Raw genomic sequence first — 15,227 nt, 5'->3', positions numbered from 1 at the left:
GAGTGACGCGACCGTGTCCACGATCTACCGCTACACCACGCCCGTACCCAAGGACGGGGCCACCGGGACGGTGGCCGCGGTCTACGCCCAAATCAGAGAGGACTTCCTCCTGGCCGATGGGCCGTTGATGACCCTGTCGCGCGCGCCTGAGATCCTCGCGCCGACCTGGGCGCTGCTCCGCGAGGCCGAGATCGCCGGCCCCGTCTCCCGGGCCGACCGGGAGGTCGTCGCCGTCGCGGTCTCCGCCGCCAACGACTGCCCTTTCTGCCTCGACGCGCACACCGCGCTGGGCCACTCCGTCGGCGAGCACTCCGCCGCCGAGAGCCTCCACGGGGGAGGCCGCCCCAGCGACCCTGCCCTGGCCGCGCTCGCTGACTGGGCCGCGGCCTCCGCCCGGCCGGGGGAGCGGCTGCCTGTGGCACCCTTCCCCGCCGAACACGCTCCGGTCTTCGTGGGCACCGCGCTGGCCACACACTTCATCACCCGGATCGTCTCCTCGCTCTTGGAGGAGCGTGTGGGTCCCGGCGTCCACCGGTCGAAGGCCGTCCGCAGGCTGATGGGCAGGTTCGTCCGCAAGAGCGCCCCGATCCCACCCGGCCGCTCGCTCGACCTGCTGCCCGAGGTCAGCAGGGAAGCCCCCACGTGGGCGGGGACCGGACCGATCGGTACCGCCTACACCGCGCTGAGCGAGGCCGTCGACGGGGCCGACCTGTCCGAGGCGGTGCGCGTGCTGGTGCAGGAGGAGACCGCCGCCTGGGACGGCACCCCGCCACCCGTGTACAGCACCTGGCCCGAGGAAGCGCTGGCCGGGCTCTCCGAGCGCGACCGGGCCAACGCCGGGCTGGCCCTCAGGGCGGCGGTCACCCCGTACCGGATCTCCGACGCCCATGTGGGTCAGTGGCGCCGGTTCGGCGGGGACGACGCCGACCTCATCCGGGTCGTCGCCTTCGGGGCCCTCGCCGGGACCGAACGGATCCGGGCATCCCTGGAGGCGCGCACGGCCAAGGCCTGACGAAGCGCGCACGACCAAGACCCGGGTCCACGGGAAAGAGTCCGGAAATGCTGGTCGGGGTCGTCGAAAAGGGGTGGCCCGGGTCACCCCTGCGCTGCAAGGGTGGCGGGTATGGACGCGCAGCACATCCCCCGCACTGGACACACCGAAGGCACACCCTGGACCGTCCGAGGCGTCGACCCTGAGGAGTTCCCCTCCGTGGTCGGCGTCTACGCCGAGCCGATGCTCGTCGCCGCCGACGACGAGCTCGAGGCCGAACGCGAACACCCGGTCGCCGAACACGACCGCATCCTCGTCGCCACGGACGGTGACCGCATGGTCGGCACCACCGCCGCCTACACCCTGGACATGACCCTCCCGGGAGGTCCGCGCGCGGTCGCCGGGGTCACCGGGGTCGGCGTGTGGCCCACCCACCGTCGCCGCGGCGTCCTCACCGCCCTCATGCGCCGCCAACTCTCCGACATCCACGCCCGCGGAGAGGCGGTCGCAGCGCTCTACTCGTCCGAGGACGCCATCTACGGCCGGTACGGCTACGGTCTGGCCGCCTTCGAACTCTCCGCCCGGATCCGCCGACCCTACGCAGTGCTGCGCTCCGACGCCCCCGGCGACGCCGCGCTCTCCGTGGAACTGCTGCCCGCCGCCGAGGCCCGACCGGCCCTCGACCGGCTCCACCGCGAGACCGTCACCGCCCGCGTGGGCCAGTTCGCACGCAGCGATTCCTGGTGGGGGCGCATCCTCAAGACCGGTGCCCCTTGGGCGGCCGTGGTCAGCGGCCCCGACGGCCCCCAGGGATACGCCCTCTACTCCACCACCAACTACCGGGCCGCTGACGGCACCGACGCCAGGGTCGACGTCAGGGAAATCGTCTCCACCACCCCCGCGGCGCGCGTCGCCCTGTACCACCACGTCTTCTCCCGTGACCTGGTCACCCGGATCTCCTTCCGCTCCCTTCCGGCCGACGACCCGCTCACCAACCTGATCGCCGACCGCGACCGGCTGGTCGAAACGGCCCAGGAGTCCCTGCGGATCCGCCTGGTCGACCTGCCCCGGGCCCTCGCCGACCGCCCCTACGCGGCCCCGGTCGATGTGACCCTGGCGGTGCGGGACGTCCACGCACCCTGGAACGACGGCACCTGGCACCTGCGCACCGGGCTCGACGGCGCCACATGTGAACGCGCGTCCCAGGGCGCCGACCTCACCCTGGACACCGCCCACCTGGGATCGGTCTACCTCGGCCAGCGCTCGCTGACGGCCCTGGTCGACGCCGGACTCGTCACCGAGCACACCCCCGGCGCCGCTACCCGCCTCGACACCGCCCTGCACCTGCCGCGCGCGGCCTACTGCGGGCTCAACTTCTAGATCTACCGGTGTCCGGTCACGGGCGCGCCGGTCACAAAACCTGTGGCCGCTCCAGAGGGACCGCTGATATGCCTTATCCATGGGCGAAAACGAGAAGGTCGGCCGCACCGTCCCGGACCCGGGTTGGACCGTGCGCCACAGCGACCGCGACGAGTTCACCGAGGCGATGCGGGTGGTCGGTCAGGCCCTCCTGTTCCCCGACAGCCCGGAGACCTTGGTCGAGCTGGCGCGCCCGCTCCACGACGCCATGGGCTACGAGCGCCTCCTGGTCGCCGTCGACGACCGGGACGGCGACGACGGGGTCATCGGATCCACCAACTACTTCCCCCTCGACATGACCATGCCGGGCGGCCCCGCCCCCGTCGCCGGGGTCACCGGGGTCGGCGTGTGGCCCACCCACCGCCGCCAAGGGGTACTGAGCGCGCTCATGCGCCGCCAGCTCGCCGACATCCACGAGTCCGGGGTGCGCTACGCCGCCCTGTGGGCCTCGGAGGGCTCCATCTACGAGCGTTTCGGCTACGGCAACGCTTTCGCGGAACTGCAGACCAGTATCGGCCGACCGCACACCGTGCTGCGCGCCGACGCGCCCCGCGACCCGGACCTGCGGACCGTCCTGGGCGAACCGGAGCAGGTCCGCGCCGACCTCGAGCGGGTGCACGACGAAGTCGCCCGGACCCAGATGGGCCAGATCCGCCGCACCGAACCCTGGTGGGACCGCGCCCTGCGCGACGGCCCAGTACAGCGCGGGGAACAGGGGCAGCTGATGGCCGCGGTCGTACGCGGCCCCGACGGGCCGCTCGGCTACGCCCTCTACCGGACCAAGGGCGACTGGGCGGACGACGGCGCCCGCGGCGAGGTGCACGTCCGGGAGATCACCGCGACGGCCCCCGCAGCCTGGACCGCCCTGTTCGAGCACCTGTTCAGCCGCGATCTGACCAACCGGGTGGTATTCGGCTTCCTCCCGGCGGACTGCCCCCTGCACCACCTGCTCACCGACCGCGGCCGGGCCGCGCTCCAGTACTTCCCCTCCCTGTGGCTGCGGCTGGTGGACCTGCCCGGAGCCCTGTCCGAGCGGCCCTACGCGATGCCCTTCGAGGCGGTCGTGGACGTCACCGACCGGTACGCACCGTGGAACGCCGGACGCTGGCGGGTCAAAGCCGACTCCGAGGGGGCCCGGGTGGAGCGCACCGAGGCGGCACCTGACCTGTCCCTGGACACGTTCCACCTCGGCGCCGCCCACCTCGGTCAGACTCCGCTCACCGGTTTCCTGCATTCGGGCCTGGTCACCGAGCACACCCCGGGCACGGTCACCCGCATCGACACCGCCCTGCACCGTTTCGACGCGCCCTTCTGCGGCGTCATCTTCTAGCCGAGGGCCGCCATGGCACCATCGTGGTGGTTCCCTTAGCCGAGCACCGAGGAGAGTGGTGAACGTGAGCGACGTGTTGCAGGGCGAGTACGTGCCGAGTGCGTCGAAGTGGGTCCGCGACCAGGTGGATCTGTACGAGCGCACCGGCGGCCGCGAGGGCAACACCCTGCTGGACACCGGGATGCCGGTCGTCATCGTGACCATGCGGGGCCGCAGCAGCGGCAATGTCCGCAAGGTCGCCCTCATGCGGGTCGAGCACAACGGAGAGTACGCGCTGGTGGGGTCCGTGGGCGGCGCGCCCAAGGACCCCGTCTGGGTGCACAACCTGCGCGCGGCCCCCGACGAGGTGGCCATCCAGGACGGCCCCGAGCCCTTCGCCGCCCGGGTCCGGGAGATCGAGGGCGAGGAGCGGCAGGCGTGGTGGGACCGCGCCGTGGAGGCGTTCCCGCCCTACGCCGACTACGACCGCAAGACCGACCGGCACATCCCGGTCTTCGTCGCCAGCAAGAAGGACTGACCTGGCCCGGGGCTGGGGGCCACGGCGCGTCGGGACCGCAGTACGTCCCGTTAGCTGTCGGGTACCCCGGACTCCGGCGGGACGGGAACCTCCGTGCCCAGGAGCACCGACGCCAACGTCTTACCGTGGGCGTCCAGGTGCAACGACGTGGTCACCGTGTCATCGGATGCTCGGGCGCACACGATCACCAGCGCCCGCACGCGGTCCATCCGGTGCACCTCCACCGGACCGCGCACCCGTTCCGCCAGAGCCTCCCCGACCCGCTCGGGGGTCAGCTCCGCGCACAGTACCGGGTACCAGCGTTCCTCGCGGGCGATGACGGAGAGCGTGTTGAGGTTGCCCTTGTCCCCGGCCCTGGCGTGGGCGATCTGGTGCAGACGGACGCTCCCGCCGTCCCTTTCCGGACGACTCACTTGGCTGCCTCCCCGAAGTAGGTGGTGCGGGGCTCGACCAGATCGCGCCCCACGGTGGTCGACAGGATCCCGATGACCTCGGTGCTGCGGGTGCGCACACCGCCGCCCCCGGCCGGACCGCACGTGTACAGTGCGCCGACCTCCTCCTCGACCGCCTCCGCGCCGACCCGGTCCGGGGCGGCGCCCGCCACTCGCAGTCGGCACTCGCCGACCTCGTCGGGGGTGTCCGCGCCGCCGATGACGTCCACCCGCACCGGCACGCGACCGGCCAGGCGTTCGCGGACCACCTCGCCGGCCAGCCGGGCACGGGCCCGCGCGCCGGGCCCCGCGTAGGAGATCTCGCCCTCGCCGCGGAAACCGGCCCGGTAGCCGACGCTCGCCTTGAGCCGGTCCGGTCGCGCGCGACCGCGCGCCCCCGAGACCCGCACCCGGTCCGCGCCCGCCTCGGCCAAGCGCACCCCGGTCATGTCCAGGGTCACGTCCGGAGTCAGGTAGGCGGCTGGATCGGTGACCTCGTAGGTCAGCTGCTCGGTGACCGTCATCCGGTCCACCCGCCCGCCGGTGCCCGGGTTCTTGGTGAGGACCGCGGAACCGTCCGGTGCGACCTCGGCCAAGGGGAACCCCAGGTTCGCCAGGTCCGGGACGTCCTTGAGTCCGGGGTCGGCGAAGTAGCCGCCGGTGACCTGACCGGCGCACTCCAACAGGTGCCCGATCAGACTGCCCGCCGCGAGCAGCCCTTCGTTCCGCGGATCCCAGCCCAGGGTGTCGAGCAGCGGGGCCAGGAACAGCGAGGGGTCGGCCGCCCGCCCCGCGATGACGATGTCCGCGCCGTCGGCCAGGGCTGGCAGTAGGGCCTCGGCGCCCAGGTAGGCGTTGGCCGAGACCAGTTCGCCGTGGGACTCCAGCGGTCGGCCGTCCTCCCAAGCCGGGGCCGACCGGTCGATCCGGTCCAGGACGTCGTCACCGGTCACCGCGGCGATCCGGGGGGACACCTCCAGTTCGCGGGCGAGTTCGTGGACCGTCCGCGCGGCCCCGACCGGGTCGGCCGCCCCCGCGTTGGTCACCAACCGGGTGCCCCGGTGGGCCAGCGGTTCCAGCAGCAGGGCCAGCCGTCGGCGCAGCAGCGGGTCGTAGCCGGGGCCGGAGCCGTCGGTGGCGCGCAGGGAGGCCAGCGACACCGTCCGCTCACCCAGGCACTCCAAGACGAGGGTGTCGAGAGCTCCCCGCTCCACCAGGTCGACGGCGGGTTCGAGGCGGTCGCCCGCGAACCCCGCTCCACAGCCGATGCGGACACCTTGGGGCACGTGATCTCCTCACATTTCGTATGCGGATTGCGTTCAGGATCAAGAGACCCAGAGCGGGATGACACCCATCGCCACAGCGGAGCCGAAGACCACCAGGCTCACCAGCCACACCCACGGGAAGAGGAACCGGATGTGCGAACCGATGGGGACGCCGGTGAGCCCCACCAGGAGGTAGAAGGAACCGGTCATCGGGCTGATCGGGAAGCCCACAGTCTCCTGACCGGTGATGGAGGCCTGGGCCACGTCGATCGGCGGCACACCGAAGCTCTCACCGACGGCGATCAGGACCGGCATCACCGCGAAGTAGTAGGCGTCCGGCCCGAAGATCAGGCTCATCGGTACCGCGAGCACCCCGATGAGCAGGGGCAGCCCCGGGCCGAGGGAAGCGGGCATCGCACCGGTCATGGATTCGGCCATGGCCTGGATCATGCCGCTCTCCTCCATCACACCGAGGAAGACGCCGGCGGCGAGCAGCGTGCTGGCCATGAGGATCGCCCCTCTGGCGTGGGAATCGATCCGGGCCGTCTGTTCCTTCATGCCGGGGTAGTTCAGGGCCAGGGCGATTACCAGGGCCAGCATGAACACCAGTTCAGGCGGCATGATGCCCGAGATCAGCACACCGATGGTGGCCAGGGTCAGGACCGCGTTGACCCAGTACAGCCGTGGGCGCAGCAACTCGGGGCTCTCGGATTCGTAGTCCGGACCCTGGCCCCGGTCCTGGTCCGGTCCCTCCCCGGGGCCGTCCGCTGAATGGCCGCCCCCTCCGCCCTGGGACGGGATCCGGTGCTCCTCCGTGGGGGTGTTGAGCCGGTTGCGCTCGCGAACGCCCAGGTAGTAGGCGATAGCCACGCAGGTGACCATGCCGATCACCTGCGCGGGGATGAGCGGCACCCACAGGTCGTTGGCGGGAATCCCGGTGGTCGTCGCGGCCCGCGCGGTCGGTCCTCCCCAGGGGACGAGGTTCATGATCCCCGCGCCCAGGCCGGTGAGCGCCGCCAGGACCAGCCTGCGCATACCCAGTGCGTCGTACAGCGGCAGCATTGCCGGGATGGTGATGAGGAATGTGGTCGCGCCTGCGCCGTCGAGGTGGGCCACCATCGCCAGGACCACCGTGGCCACCGCGATAGTCACCGGGTTGTTGCCCGCGAACCGCAGCACCCGGCGCACGATCGGGTCGAAGAGCCCGGCGTCGCGCATCACCCCGAAATACAGGATGGCGAACACGAACATCGCCGTGGTGGCGGCCACCCCGTTGATGCCTTCGCTGGCGAAGGCGGCGACCTCGCCGGGGCCGAACCCCATGAGGAAGGCCGCCGCGACGGGGACGCCGATCAGGGCGACCACCGCGCCCACGCGGTTGGACAGCAACAGCACGAGAACGACGGAGATCGTCGCGAATCCCATGGCGGTCAGCATGCGGAGGGCTCCTCAGGTCTGGGGGGTGAGCGTGGGATGGGCCACATGTGCCCCATGTTTCCCCCGAGTTTCCGTGCATGTCCAGCATGGAATCGGCAAGCACCTATGCTCTGGAGGCATGGATCTCACCCTGAGGCAGCTCCAGGTCTTCGCGGCCGTCGCCCGCCAAGGAAGTTTCACCGGGGCGGCCGATCAGCTCCATGTCGCCCAGTCGTCCTTGAGCCGTACCGTCATCTCGATGGAGCGCACGCTGGGTGTGCCTCTGCTGGAGCGCACGACCAGGCGGGTGCGCTGCACGCCGGAGGGGACGGAGGTGCTCGCGGTGGCCGAACGCCTGCTGTCCCAGCACCGGGCGGAGATGAACGGCCTGGAGCGCTATCTGCGCGGCGACCGGGGCACGGTGACCGTGGCGACGCTGCCCTCACTGGCCGCGACCCTGCTTCCCCCGGCCATCGTCCGCCTGCGCCGGGAGGTTCCCGGGATCGACGTGCACGTCCTGGACGGCATGTCCGAGGCCGCGCTGGACCGGTTGGCGGCGGGGGAGTGCGACCTGGCCCTGGTGGCGGTCGGCCGCCCCCGCCCCGGTACACGCTCGGCGCCGCTGGCCAGGGACCGGTTCCTGGCGGTCCTGCCCCCGGAACACGTCCTCGCCGACCAGGCCGTTCTGACCTGGTCCGCCCTGGCCGCCGAGCCCTTCGTGGTCACCGGCGGGGACTCCAGCGTCCGCATGGCCGTCGAGGACGCCCTGCGCGACGCGGGCGTCCTCGACCCGCACCTCATCCAGGCGAGGAACATATCGACGGTCGGGGGGCTGGTTTCCGCCGGGATCGGGGTCTCGGCGCTGCCTGCGCTGGCCCTGCCCCTGTTGGGTTTCGCCGAGCACGTCCGGGTGCCGCTGGAGTCCCCCGCGACGGAGCGAGGCATCAGCGTGGTGGTCCCCGAGAACCGGCCCACGAGCCCCGCCGCCGCGCGGCTCCTGGGCGTGTTGCGGAGCATGCGCGAGGAGGGGCATCCCCTGCCCGAGGGTGCGGACTGGGAGCGCTGACGCCGGTGCGGTACCCGGGCACGGGGTCGGGTCGGGGTGGCCGACTCAGGTCCGCAGGGCCTTGACCAGGCGGTCCACGTCCTCTTCGGTGTTGTACAGGTGGAAGCTGACCCGCAGCCGTCCGTCGCGGACGGAGGCGGCGATCCCCGTTTCGGCCAGGCGCTCGGCGATGCCCTCGGTGGCGGAGACCGAAGCGATCGCCGAGCCCGTCTCGGCGAGCTCCATCGCGGCGCGGAACCGTGCGCCCAAGGCGACGTCGTGGGCGTGGACGGTCGCCACCCCGACCTCGTTCAGCAGGTCCAGTCCGGGCGCCAAGCCGATCCAGGCGGGCCACACGGGTGCCAGGTCCAGGCGGCGCGGCCCCTCGGCCAGGCGCAGCCGGCCGCTGTAGAGCGCGTCCCACGGTTCGGCGTCCGCGTACCAGTTGGGGGCGAGGGGCGCGAGCGTGGCCAGGGCCTCCGCGCTCCCGGTCAGGAAGGCCGCCCCTCGGGGGCCCAACAGCCACTTGTACGTGCTGCACACGAGAAAGTCCACGCGGTCCGCCGGCAGCGGGAACCAGCCCGCCGACTGGCTGGTGTCCAGCATGAGGCGGGCGCCGTGGTCGGCGCAGGCCGTTACCAGGTCCTCGACGGGGGCGAGCGCCCCGGTGGCCGACTGGGCGGCCGCCACCGCGACCAGCGTGGTGGCCGGGCCGACCTCCTCGGGCAGGCGTTCGAGAGGGACCTGCCGCACCCGGACCCCGTGCGCCTGACGGGCCAGGAAGGGAAAGGACACGGAGGCGAACTCGCCCTCGGCGAGAAGGACCTCGGATCCGGGCGGCAGACTCGCGGCGATCGTCCCGACGAACTGTGCGGTGTGCGTGCCCACCGCGACCCGGTCGGCGGTGACCCCGGCAAGCTTCGCGTACGCGGCCCGGGCCTGATCGACGAGGCCGTCGACCGCGCCGGGGGAGAAGTTCCCGGTGGCGATCTCGTGCGTGTGCTGTTCCAGGGCCTGGCGGGCCCGCGCCGGTAGCAGGCCGTGCGTGGCGGTGTTGAGGTAGGTGTTCTCGGCGGAGAACTGGCTCTGTGCTGCGCGCAGGCGGGTGCGGCCGGTGTCGTCCATGCGCCGATGCTTACAGGTGGGCGGGTCCCGCTCAAGGTCCATTCCGGGCGGCGGGTGGGATCCAATTCCGTCAGCCGCCCCGGCGCTCAACTGCGGAACTTGGCCTTGGCGTCGGTGGATCCGGCCATCAGCTTGTTGAGCAGGCGGACCAGTTCGCGGCGCTCCTCGGGTTCGAGGGACTCCGCCCACGCGCTCTCGCGGCGGTTGTGTGCGCGGAAGACACCCAGGATGGCGCCGTATCCGGCCTCGGTGAGGCTGAGCTGGAGGGCCCGGCGGTCGTGCGTGGCGCGTTCGCGGGTGAGCAGGCCGTCGCGTTCGAGGGTGTTGAGCAGCGCGGACAGGGCGGCGCGGCTCATGCCGGAGATCTCGGCGGTGGTCTTGGCCTCCATGGGGCCGGCCAGCCAGAGCGCGAAGAGCACGCGGAAGCCCGGCCAGGTCCAACCCCGGGGTCGGTGGACGGAGGACTCCAGGTCGTAGATGACCATGCTCGTCGCCCGGTTGAGGGTCAGGACCATGCGCATGGCCTCGGCGTTGACCGAAGGTAGCTCCCTTTCGGCCTTCTGCACCGCGTAGTCCACGAATGACCAGAAGGTGAGATCGCTGGGGGGTGCGGCGTTGTGAGTCACGGAACCAGCCTAGTGCCCGGATGTGTTCGTCGTTCGGCGCGTCTTTGCCTCGCGGTCGTTCCACGGTTCCATGGGTAACCTTCCTGTGTGATCTGCATCACGTGTCTGTCGGTCGTGGACCTCTTGGCTCTGTGGCGTAGGGCACGTTAGAGTCAGATTCATCAAACGTTTGATCAATTGGGTGGCGACAGCCGCCCGCGACACGTGAAGGGCCTGACCATGGCAGCCAAGCCGTTCGCCTCATCCGCCGACACCGAGGCCAAGGAGCAGACCCTCGAAGTCCTGGCCGACGGCGTCTACGCGCTCACCGCAGAGGGCGACCCCAACGTGGGCGCCATCGAGGGCGAGGACTTCGTCGTGGCCTTCGAGGCCCTGGCCACCCCCACCGCCGCCAAGGAGTGGCTCGCCCAGCTCCGCGAGCACACCGACAAACCCATCCGCTACCTGGTGCTCTCGCACTACCACGCGGTCCGCGTCCTGGGCGCCAGCGCCTTCGACGCCACCGTCATCCTCACCCACGAGAAGACCCACGAGCTCATCCGCGAGCGCGGCAAGGAGGACTGGGCCAGCGAGTTCGGCCGCATGCCCCGCCTGGCCAAGGACGCCGACTCCGTCCCCGGCCTGACCTGGCCCACCCAGACCTTCGCCGACCGCACCACCATCGACCTCGGCGGCGACCGCGGCGAACTGGTCCTCGAGTACTTCGGCCGCGGCCACACCGAGGGCGACATCGTCGCCTGGCTGCCCAAGCAGAAGATCCTCTTCGCGGGCGACCTCGTCGAGGCCCAGGCCGCCCTGTACACCGGCGACGCCTTCCACAAGGACTGGGCCGGACCCACCCTCGACAGCGTCAAGGCCCTGGAGGCGGAGATGCTCGTCGGCGGCCGCGGCGCCGTCAGCCGGGGCCGCACGGAGGTCGACGCCGCCATCGAGCAGACCCGCAACTTCCTCGACGTGATGATCCGCGAGGTCGGCGCCGTCCACGAGCGCGGCGGCACCCTCAAGGAGGCCTTCACCGCCACGCACGCCGCGCTGGTCGGAGACTACGGCCACTGGCCGATCTTCGAGCACTGCCTGCCCTTCGACGTCTCCCGCCTCTGGGACGAGTTCAGCGGTATCGAGCGCCCCGTCATCTGGACCGCGGAGCGCGACCGCGAGGTCTGGGACCAGCTGCAGAGCTGACCCCGCCGGAGGGCCGTCCCCTTTCCACCGCCCCACCGCGCCCGTACGGGGCGCCCCACGAACGGAGCCCACCATGCGTCCCCCAGCGCCACGCACCCCAGCCGACCCGTCCGCCGACCCCGTCCTGGTGCTCGGCGCGGGACCGGTCGGCCAGACCGCGGCCCTGCTGCTGGCCCGCCGTGGGGTCCCCGTACTGGTCGTGGACGGCCGCCCCGAACGCGACGCCGTCGGCTCCAAGGCCATCTGCCAGCAACGCGACGTCCTCGACGTGTGGGAATGGCTCGGCGGCGGCGCGATCGTGTCGGAGGGGCTGACCTGGGACACCGCCCGCACCTTCTACCGCGGGCACGAACTCTTCAGCGTCCGCCTCCCCGACCCCGGGGCCTCGTCCCTGCCCTCCTTCGTCAACCTCTCCCAGTCGCGCACCGAGGAGGTCCTCGACGAACTCCTCGTCGAGGCGGGCGTGGCGATCAGCTGGGGCCACGAGGTCACCGGCATCGACCAGGACGCCGAAGGCGTCACCGTCGAGTGCGCCACCCCCAGCGGCCCGGTGCGCCTGCGCGGCTCCCACGCCCTGTCCTGCCTGGGCGCGCACGGCGGCGTCGTCCGCGACGCCCTGGGCGTCGACTTCTCCGGCACCAGCTTCGACGACCGCTTCCTCATCTGCGACATCCGAGCCGACCTCGGCGACTGGGAACGGGAGCGCCGCTTCTACTTCGACCCCGAGTGGAACCCGGGCCGCCAGGTCCTCATCCACCCCTGCCCCGACTCGGTCTTCCGGATCGACTGGCAGGTCCCCTCGGACTTCGACCTCGAAGCCGAAGAAGCCAGCGGCCGCCTGGACGCGCGCATCCGCCAGATCATCGGGGACACCCCCTACGAGATCGCCTGGCACTCGGTGTACCGCTTCCACACCCGCGTGGCCGACCGTATGCGCTCCGGCCGGGTCCTGCTCGCCGGGGACAACGCCCACCTGGTCGCGCCCTTCGGCGCCCGCGGACTCAACTCCGGGGTCCAGGACGCCGAGAACGCGGCCTGGAAGCTCGCCTACGTCCGAGGCGGCTGGGCCGGGGGCGAGCTCCTGGAGAGCTACCACACCGAGCGCCACGCGGCCGCTCTGGAGAACGCCGAGATCACCAGCGCCACCATGCGCTTCCTGGTCCCGCGGGACGAGGCCGAGCACGAGCGGCGGATCAGCGTCCTGGAACGGGCCGTCGGCGAAGCCGAAGCACACCCGCACGTCGACTCCGGGCGCCTGGCCGAACCCTTCTGGTATACCGAGTCCGCGCTCACCACCGCCTGCCCGGAACGCCCCTTCGGCGGCCGCCCACCGCGCGGACAGGCCCCCGCGCCCTGCCCCGGCGTGATCCTGCCCGACGCGCCCGTCGCCCTGCCCCACCGCCCCGACCTGGACCGGCTCCGGCCGCTGCTGCGCGAGGGCATGACGCTGCTGGTGGGCGCCGCCCCCGAGGGCACCGACGCCGCACTGCTCCGCGACGCCGTGCACACCGCCGCCACCGAGGCCACACCGGCCCCCGTCACCACCCTCCACATCGACGAGATCGACGCGACCGGTGCCCTGCGCCGCGCCCTGACCCCGGAACCCGGCCAGGTCTGGCTGGTACGCCCCGACGCCCACGTCGCCGCCGTCGTCCCCGGCAGCGACCCGGGTGCCGTCCGCAGGGCGGTCCGCGCCGCCCTCGGCCACCCGGCCACCGACACAGCCAGCACCGTTCCAGCCTGACCCGACCACCAAGGAGGACCCGGACATGGCCTACTACCGCCAGGTCGGCGAGGTGCCCCGCACCCGCCACACCCAGCACCACAACCCCGAAGGCGGCCTCTACTACGAGGAGCTGATGGGGGAGGAGGGCTTCTCCTCCGATTCCTCGCTGCTCTACCACCGCGCGATCCCTTCGGCGATCGTCGACGCCGCCGAGTGGGAGGTCCCCGACCAGTCCCGCAAGCGCAACGCCCCGATGGTGCCGCGCCACCTCAAGCTCCACGACCTGTTCCAGGGCCAGGAGTGGAAGGCCAACGACGTCGTCGAGTCGCGCCGCCTCGTGCTCGGCAACGACGACGTACGCATCTCCTACGTCGTGGCCGGAGCGCCCTCGGAGCTGTACCGCAACGGCCTCGGCGACGAGTGCGTCTACATCGAGTCCGGAACCGCCCGAGTGGAGACGGTCTTCGGGGCGCTGGAAGTGGGCCGCGGCGACTACGTCATCCTGCCGCGCGCCACCACCCACCGCTGGGTGCCCACCGGCGACGAGCCCCTGCGCGCCTACGCGATGGAGGCCAACAGCCACATCGCGCCGCCCAAGCGCTACCTGTCCCGCTACGGGCAGCTCCTGGAGCACGCCCCCTACTGCGAGCGCGACCTGCGCGGCCCCACCGAGCCCCTGCTCGTCGAGGGCGAGAACGTGGACGTGCTGATCAAGCACCGCGGCGACGGCCCCGGCGGGATCTCCGGCACCCGCTACACCTACCCCACGCACCCCTTCGACGTGGTGGGCTGGGACGGCTGCCTGTACCCCTACGCCTTCAACATCGACGACTTCCAGCCCATCACCGGCCGCGTCCACCAGCCGCCGCCCGTCCACCAGGTTTTCGAGGGCCACAACTTCGTCATCTGCAACTTCGTACCGCGCAAGGTCGACTACCACCCCAGCGCCATCCCGGTGCCGTACTACCACTCCAACGTGGACTCGGACGAGGTCATGTTCTACTGCGGCGGCGACTACGAGGCGCGCAAGGGATCGGGCATCGGACAGGGCTCCATCTCCCTGCACCCCGGCGGCCACTCGCACGGCCCCCAGCCCGGAGCCTACGAGCGCAGCGTGGGCGCCGAGGCCTTCGACGAGCTCGCCGTCATGGTCGACACCTTCCGCCCGCTCGACCTGGGCGAGGGCGGCACCGCCAGCGACGACGGCTCGTACGCCTGGACCTGGGCCAAGGGACAGGGGCAGGTGTGAGCGGCGTCCTCTACCGCCAGCTGTTCGACGACGCCGCGCTGTTCCCGCCCGGCAACGCGCCCATGGGCGAGGCCGTGCCCGCCCACCGGGCCCACCGCGCGTCGAACCGCGCGCCCTACGTGGGACCGTTCCTGGTCTCCGACGGCCGACTGGGCGAGCTACGCGCCCTGCTGTCCCGTGAGGAGGGTGCCGTGCCGTCCCGCGAACACGGCGACCGGAGCGGGGGAGTGGACCCGACCAAGGGCCGGACCCCGCTGCCCCTGGTGGTCACCGTCCCCGGCGGGCCGGACGGTGTCGCCCCGGCGGTGGACGCGGTCCGCGCCGACCCCGCGCTGAGCCTGTCCGGGGTCGAGGTGGCCGCCCCACCCGGACAGACCGCCGGGACCGCTGCCGTCCTCGCGAAAACCCTCCCGGAAGGTACCGACGCCTACGTGGAGGTCACCCGCGGGCAACGGGCCGACTCGGACATCGAGGCCCTGGCCGGGACCGGTGCCAGCGCCAAGTTCCGCACCGGCGGGGTACGGGCCGAGGCCCACCCCTCCGAAACCGAACTCGCCTCCCTCCTCGCCGCCGCGGTCGGGTCCAAGGTGCCCTTCAAGTGCACGGCCGGACTGCACCACGCCATCCGCCACACCACGGCCGAGGGCTTCGAACAGCACGGTTTCCTCAACGTGCTGCTGGCCACACACACCCTGACCACCGGGGGCGGGGCCGCGGACGCCGCCGACGTGCTCGCCGACCGCGACGGCCGCGCCTTGGCGGCCCGCGCAGCGGCACTCACCGCCACCGAGGCGGACGGGATCCGGTCGCGCTTCCGCTCCTTCGGTACCTGCAGCATCGTCGAGCCCCTGGAGGACCTCGTTGTCCTCGGGGCGCTCCCCGTTTGACCGCACGCACGCGCAACC

Annotated in this window: 14 protein-coding genes; 9 read left to right on the top strand and 5 right to left on the bottom strand. The window is 72.0% G+C overall.

Annotated elements, in window-relative coordinates:
- Window positions 1–13 precede the first annotated feature (13 nt).
- The 4 genes from ACYVDG_RS03020 to ACYVDG_RS03005 all read left to right on the top strand — a co-directional run bounded on the left by ACYVDG_RS03020 (window position 14) and on the right by ACYVDG_RS03005 (window position 4,257).
- Window positions 14–1,012 (top strand): carboxymuconolactone decarboxylase family protein, encoded by a 999-nt coding sequence (locus ACYVDG_RS03020; protein ID WP_460746697.1) that lies wholly within the window; start codon window positions 14–16, stop codon window positions 1,010–1,012.
- Between the two features lie 111 nt (window positions 1,013–1,123).
- Window positions 1,124–2,371, top strand: a complete 1,248-nt coding sequence (locus ACYVDG_RS03015; RefSeq protein WP_460746696.1) for a GNAT family N-acetyltransferase — start codon at window positions 1,124–1,126, stop codon at window positions 2,369–2,371.
- Window positions 2,372–2,450: 79 nt separating this feature from the next.
- Window positions 2,451–3,740 (top strand): GNAT family N-acetyltransferase, encoded by a 1,290-nt coding sequence (locus ACYVDG_RS03010; protein ID WP_460746695.1) that lies wholly within the window; start codon window positions 2,451–2,453, stop codon window positions 3,738–3,740.
- Window positions 3,741–3,798: 58 nt separating this feature from the next.
- The gene (locus ACYVDG_RS03005) at window positions 3,799–4,257 is read left to right on the top strand and encodes a nitroreductase family deazaflavin-dependent oxidoreductase (RefSeq protein WP_460746694.1); all 459 of its coding nucleotides are present in this window, start codon (window positions 3,799–3,801) and stop codon (window positions 4,255–4,257) included.
- A 50-nt stretch (window positions 4,258–4,307) separates the two neighbouring features.
- Here ACYVDG_RS03005 and ACYVDG_RS03000 read toward each other — a convergent pair whose 3' ends face one another.
- The 3 genes from ACYVDG_RS03000 to ACYVDG_RS02990 are packed head-to-tail and all read right to left on the bottom strand — an operon-like array spanning window position 4,308 to window position 7,390.
- Entirely contained in the window at window positions 4,308–4,670 is a 363-nt protein-coding gene (locus ACYVDG_RS03000) for an AtuA-related protein (RefSeq protein WP_460746693.1), read from the bottom strand.
- The gene (locus ACYVDG_RS02995; RefSeq protein ID WP_460746692.1) at window positions 4,667–5,974 is read right to left on the bottom strand and encodes an acyclic terpene utilization AtuA family protein; all 1,308 of its coding nucleotides are present in this window, start codon (window positions 5,972–5,974) and stop codon (window positions 4,667–4,669) included. Before ACYVDG_RS02995 ends, ACYVDG_RS03000 begins: the two co-directional genes overlap by 4 nt.
- Before the next feature lie 39 nt (window positions 5,975–6,013).
- Window positions 6,014–7,390 (bottom strand): CitMHS family transporter, encoded by a 1,377-nt coding sequence (locus ACYVDG_RS02990; RefSeq protein ID WP_460746691.1) that lies wholly within the window; start codon window positions 7,388–7,390, stop codon window positions 6,014–6,016.
- Window positions 7,391–7,508: 118 nt separating this feature from the next.
- On the opposite strand from ACYVDG_RS02990, the gene ACYVDG_RS02985 reads away from it, so the two are divergent.
- Window positions 7,509–8,435: a LysR family transcriptional regulator gene (locus ACYVDG_RS02985; RefSeq protein WP_460746690.1), complete on the top strand. Its 927-nt coding sequence runs from the start codon at window positions 7,509–7,511 to the stop codon at window positions 8,433–8,435.
- A 45-nt stretch (window positions 8,436–8,480) separates the two neighbouring features.
- On the opposite strand, the gene ACYVDG_RS02980 is transcribed toward ACYVDG_RS02985, so the two are convergent.
- Window positions 8,481–9,539, bottom strand: coding sequence for an aminotransferase class V-fold PLP-dependent enzyme (locus ACYVDG_RS02980; RefSeq protein ID WP_460746689.1), 1,059 nt, complete (start codon window positions 9,537–9,539; stop codon window positions 8,481–8,483).
- An 86-nt stretch (window positions 9,540–9,625) separates the two neighbouring features.
- On the bottom strand, window positions 9,626–10,165 hold the full coding sequence (locus tag ACYVDG_RS02975) for a MarR family winged helix-turn-helix transcriptional regulator (RefSeq protein WP_460746688.1): 540 nt from the start codon (window positions 10,163–10,165) through the stop codon (window positions 9,626–9,628).
- A gap of 219 nt (window positions 10,166–10,384) precedes the next feature.
- Here ACYVDG_RS02975 and ACYVDG_RS02970 point away from each other — a divergent pair, with 219 nt between their 5' ends.
- The 4 genes from ACYVDG_RS02970 to ACYVDG_RS02955 all read left to right on the top strand — a co-directional run bounded on the left by ACYVDG_RS02970 (window position 10,385) and on the right by ACYVDG_RS02955 (window position 15,209).
- Window positions 10,385–11,347 carry an MBL fold metallo-hydrolase gene (locus ACYVDG_RS02970; RefSeq protein WP_460746687.1) on the top strand — a complete coding sequence of 321 codons (963 nt, stop codon included), beginning with the start codon at window positions 10,385–10,387 and terminating at the stop codon, window positions 11,345–11,347.
- A 73-nt stretch (window positions 11,348–11,420) separates the two neighbouring features.
- Window positions 11,421–13,091 carry an FAD-dependent monooxygenase gene (locus ACYVDG_RS02965; protein ID WP_460746686.1) on the top strand — a complete coding sequence of 557 codons (1,671 nt, stop codon included), beginning with the start codon at window positions 11,421–11,423 and terminating at the stop codon, window positions 13,089–13,091.
- A gap of 25 nt (window positions 13,092–13,116) precedes the next feature.
- Window positions 13,117–14,322 (top strand): cupin domain-containing protein, encoded by a 1,206-nt coding sequence (locus tag ACYVDG_RS02960; protein ID WP_460746685.1) that lies wholly within the window; start codon window positions 13,117–13,119, stop codon window positions 14,320–14,322.
- On the top strand, window positions 14,319–15,209 hold the full coding sequence (locus ACYVDG_RS02955) for a hypothetical protein (protein ID WP_460746684.1): 891 nt from the start codon (window positions 14,319–14,321) through the stop codon (window positions 15,207–15,209). The genes ACYVDG_RS02960 and ACYVDG_RS02955 overlap by 4 nt, the downstream gene beginning before the upstream one ends.
- Window positions 15,210–15,227: the final 18 nt, after the last annotated feature.

The organism is Nocardiopsis oceani, assembly GCF_054777395.1.
This window is presented reverse-complemented; position numbering and strand designations above follow the sequence as displayed.

Excerpts from the sequence above, each read along its gene's own strand:
- ACYVDG_RS03015 (WP_460746696.1), top strand. The coding sequence starts at position 1,124 with ATGGACGCGCAGCACATCCCCCGCACTGGACACACCGAAGGCACACCC.
- ACYVDG_RS03010 (WP_460746695.1), top strand. The coding sequence starts at position 2,451 with ATGGGCGAAAACGAGAAGGTCGGCCGCACCGTCCCGGACCCGGGTTGG.
- ACYVDG_RS02990 (WP_460746691.1), bottom strand. The coding sequence starts at position 7,390 with ATGCTGACCGCCATGGGATTCGCGACGATCTCCGTCGTTCTCGTGCTG.
- ACYVDG_RS02985 (WP_460746690.1), top strand. The coding sequence starts at position 7,509 with ATGGATCTCACCCTGAGGCAGCTCCAGGTCTTCGCGGCCGTCGCCCGC.
- ACYVDG_RS02980 (WP_460746689.1), bottom strand. The coding sequence starts at position 9,539 with ATGGACGACACCGGCCGCACCCGCCTGCGCGCAGCACAGAGCCAGTTC.
- ACYVDG_RS02970 (WP_460746687.1), top strand. The coding sequence starts at position 10,385 with ATGGCAGCCAAGCCGTTCGCCTCATCCGCCGACACCGAGGCCAAGGAG.
- ACYVDG_RS02965 (WP_460746686.1), top strand. The coding sequence starts at position 11,421 with ATGCGTCCCCCAGCGCCACGCACCCCAGCCGACCCGTCCGCCGACCCC.
- ACYVDG_RS02960 (WP_460746685.1), top strand. The coding sequence starts at position 13,117 with ATGGCCTACTACCGCCAGGTCGGCGAGGTGCCCCGCACCCGCCACACC.